The following is a 3,385-nucleotide window of genomic DNA, read 5'->3' on the forward strand; positions in this document are numbered from 1 at the left end:
CCGGGCATGGTCACGCAACGCCAGCGAATCCATGCTCGCCGCCGCAGGCAGCAACGTCACGGCGAACGCCTCCCATTGCACGAGGATGCGCTCCATATGGCGCACGATAAAATCAGCCAGTCGCATGTCATTCCCTGAATATCCAGATGTCTGTGGGGCTTCCCGGTTGCGGTCGTCCCGCATATCTTGGCCGGATCGGCGGGTGGCGTAGCGACCGGCTGGAACAGCGATCAAAGGCTTACCGTCCCGAAGACCTGATTCTATCAATGCAGGCCGACCTCCCCACGGCCGCCTGGCCCACCCGTCGCTCTGCAGAACAGCACACCAGCGATGCTGTTTTCTTTCCTCATCAGGTGCGGTAACCCGACCGGCCACAGCACCCGCCATCTCCGAGAATCCATAATGCGGTCGCAGCTACGTCGCCATGCCCAGTGCCCGCACGAGATCGGCCAGCCGGTACGGTTTGTGGATAAATGCGAAGTCGCTGAGATTGCCGTGCTGCGCCTTCAGGGCAGGAAGGGGATATCCGGACGCGAGCACGATCCTGATATCAGGATGAAGGCTGCGCGTCGAACGCGCAAGCTGGATGCCATCGATTCCGTCAGGCATCACGACATCGGTAAACAGGACGCCGATGCTGTCGCGCCGACTCAACACATCCATCGCCTCGGACCCGTTGCTCGCGGTCAGTACTTCGTAACCCAGGCTGCGAAGCAGCTCGGCCGTCGCCTCCAGCAGATCCGGCTCATCCTCGACGAGCAGCACGGTATCCAGCGCCGGGCCGGTCAACCTGTCAGCGTCGCCGGAGGGGTCTCCCGCTACCGGCAAGTAGATGCTGACAGCCGTGCCCTGGCCTGGCTCACTCTGAATCAGCACGTCGCCGCCCGACTGCGCAATGAAACCGTAGACCTGGCTCAGGCCCAGGCCGGTGCCCTTGCCCACCTCCTTGGTGGTGAAGAACGGATCGAAAGCACGCGCCGCAACCTCGGGGGACATCCCTGAGCCAGTGTCCGTGACGGACACCCTGACATATGGGCCGGCCGCGAGCATCCCCACCGTTCCTTCGCCGAGTTCGACGTTCTCCACGCTGATGACAATTGTCCCGCCGTCGGGCATGGCTTCGCGCGCATTGACGACCAGGTTAAGCAGTGCCGCCTCAAACCGGGCTGCGTCGAGCAGGACCGGCCGGAGCCGGGATTCCGGCCTGACCTCAAGCCCGATCGCGCCGTCGGCGGCCCGCCGGAGAACCGCCTCGAAACCGCGGATCACCGCGGTCACGTTACATTTTTCGACCTTCAGCGGCTGCTGACGTGCGAATGAAAGCAGCTGCTGTGTCAGCCTCGCGCCCCGGGCGACCGCGCGCTGCATCGTCTCGAGCATCCTGAGATCGGCGTGGTCCTGTCCGCGCAGCGAAAGCACATCGAGTCCGTTCGACATCACGGCAAGCAGGTTGTTGAAGTCGTGGGCGACCCCGCCGGTCAGGTGGCCCAGCGATTCCATCTTCTGTGCCTGGAACAGCGCCGCGTTGGCGCGCTCCAGTGCCTCCGCGGCCTGCTTGCGCTCGGTCACGTCGCGTATCACCTTGGCAAAGCCGACGAGCTCGCCCGCTTCATCGCGGATGGCATCGACCACCACATGCGCCCAGAAGCGGGTGCCGTCCTTGCGTACCCGCCAGCCTTCCCGCTCGAAGCGGTCTTCCGTGCGGGCGATGGCCAGCGTCTGCGCAGGCAGACCGCCGGCGCGGTCTTCTTCGGTATAGAAGCAGGAGAAATGCTTGCCGAGAATTTCGTCGCGCGAATAGCCCTTGATGCGCTCGGCGCCCGCATTCCAGTTGGTCACCTCGCCAGAGGGCGACAGCATGAAGATCGCGTAGTCGGTAACCCCCTGAACCAGCATGCTGAAGCGCTGCTCGCTTTCCCATAACGCATCCTGGGCGACCTTTCGATCCGTGATGTCGCGCGTGATCTTCGCAAACCCGACGAGCTTGCCGGAATCGTCGCGCAGCGGATTAATGACCACGCTCGCCCAGAACTGGCTGCCGTCCTTTCGCACCCGCCAGCCCTCGTCCTCGAACTTCCCTTCTTCAAGGGCGGTTCGCAGGGCAAGCGCCGGCCGACCGGCAATCTGTTCACTCTGCGGGTAAAAAACGGAAAAGTGCTGACCGATGATTTCGCTGGCCGCATAGCCCTTGAAGCGTTCGGCGCCGGCATTCCAGGTTTTGATGATGCCATCCGGGTCCAGCATGAAAATTGCGTAGTCCCTGATGCCGGCCACGAGAAGCTGGAAAGACTCTTCTCCTGGAATTTCCCCCGGGGGCGGTGTGCGATGTGTCATGGTCTTTTGCGGGGCAGCGCCCTGTTAGCGGTTCGTCACGCCGCGCTGTAAATGCGCGTAACGCGACCTACCGATGAGCAAGCGCCGCGCCAGTGCATCCGCATCATACGCAGATCGTGCAGGGCGGTATCGGCTTTCCAGCCCGGGGTCGGGCCACCCCCTATATCAAACGGACAACATCAGGAAGACATCATGACCGAGCGACTGGTTGACGTAATGGATGGCAGCGGTAATGTCCTGCATACCTACCCGATCACGCTGGGCGAGGCGGGCAATGCCGACGAGTCCGGATACCTGGCCAAGGCACTGGAAGCGGCAGCGCAGGGCCGGCTTGTCCCGGACGATAGACTGGGCACCCTGACGGCCCGGATGCACACGGCCCGGGGCGGTCAGATGGCTCCCTACGCCGATGACCTTCAGAAAAATTCGGAAACGAAAGTTGGCCTGGAGCAGGCTGTCCGGGAACGCGCTTACCGGCTCTGGGAGGAAGACGGACGCCCCGACGGGCGTGCGCAAGAATACTGGGATCGCGCGCTTGACCAGCATCTTCGGGAGCGGGCCTACGTTCTATGGCAGCAGGAAGGCAGTCCCGAAGGGCGACAGGATGAATACTGGCGCCGGCTTGTCGATTTCCAGGCTCAGTGATTCCTGCCTGCCCGGGAATGTCTGGTACGTACGGGACGACAACGGGTAAGCATGTAACGACGTCTACGTCGACGTCGACAGGTCGGAGTATGGGCGCGGGCGGATTGTCTGGCGGGCGAGGAGCCCACGACGAAAAGCATTGACAGACCCACTCCGGCACTATATTGTGAGTCTCGAAATATTCAAGAAGCTCGATTGCTGATCACCATTTTCCGCCTCATCTGCGCGGTACTCGCTGTCCTCTCTTCTTCCTTGAAAGTTTTTGTCGCTCCGCACCGGAGCTGTTATTTTTATTTCAGGGATTCTTATGGATACCGGTACCGTCAAGTGGTTCAACGATAGCAAGGGTTTTGGCTTTATTACTCCGGACGCTGGCGGCGATGATCTCTTCGCCCACTTCTCGGAA

General features: G+C 61.9%; 3 protein-coding genes and 1 pseudogene. 2 read left to right on the plus strand and 2 right to left on the minus strand.

Annotated features, from left to right (window positions below; translation table 11 throughout):
- Positions 1–126 (minus strand): annotated as a pseudogene (locus QOC89_RS06890) (sensor histidine kinase); the annotation flags it as partial.
- A gap of 288 nt (positions 127–414) precedes the next feature.
- On the minus strand, positions 415–2,244 hold the full coding sequence (locus QOC89_RS06895; protein ID WP_323044341.1) for a PAS domain S-box protein: 1,830 nt from the start codon (positions 2,242–2,244) through the stop codon (positions 415–417).
- A 282-nt stretch (positions 2,245–2,526) separates the two neighbouring features.
- Between QOC89_RS06895 and QOC89_RS06900 the strand changes: the two genes are divergently transcribed.
- A complete protein-coding gene (locus tag QOC89_RS06900) occupies positions 2,527–2,979 on the plus strand; it encodes a DUF2934 domain-containing protein (protein WP_323044342.1) in 453 nt (150 codons plus the stop codon).
- A gap of 307 nt (positions 2,980–3,286) precedes the next feature.
- On the plus strand, positions 3,287–3,385 hold a 99-nt coding region (locus tag QOC89_RS06905; protein WP_323044343.1), incomplete at its 3' end, for a cold-shock protein.

The sequence above is a fragment of the Paraburkholderia sp. genome, assembly GCF_034668105.1.
In the GTDB taxonomy this organism is placed as follows: domain Bacteria; phylum Pseudomonadota; class Gammaproteobacteria; order Burkholderiales; family Burkholderiaceae; genus Paraburkholderia.

Coding starts and splice junctions, on each gene's coding strand:
- QOC89_RS06900 (WP_323044342.1), top strand. CDS start 2,527: ATGACCGAGCGACTGGTTGACGTAATGGATGGCAGCGGTAATGTCCTG.
- QOC89_RS06895 (WP_323044341.1), bottom strand. CDS start 2,244: ATGCTGGACCCGGATGGCATCATCAAAACCTGGAATGCCGGCGCCGAA.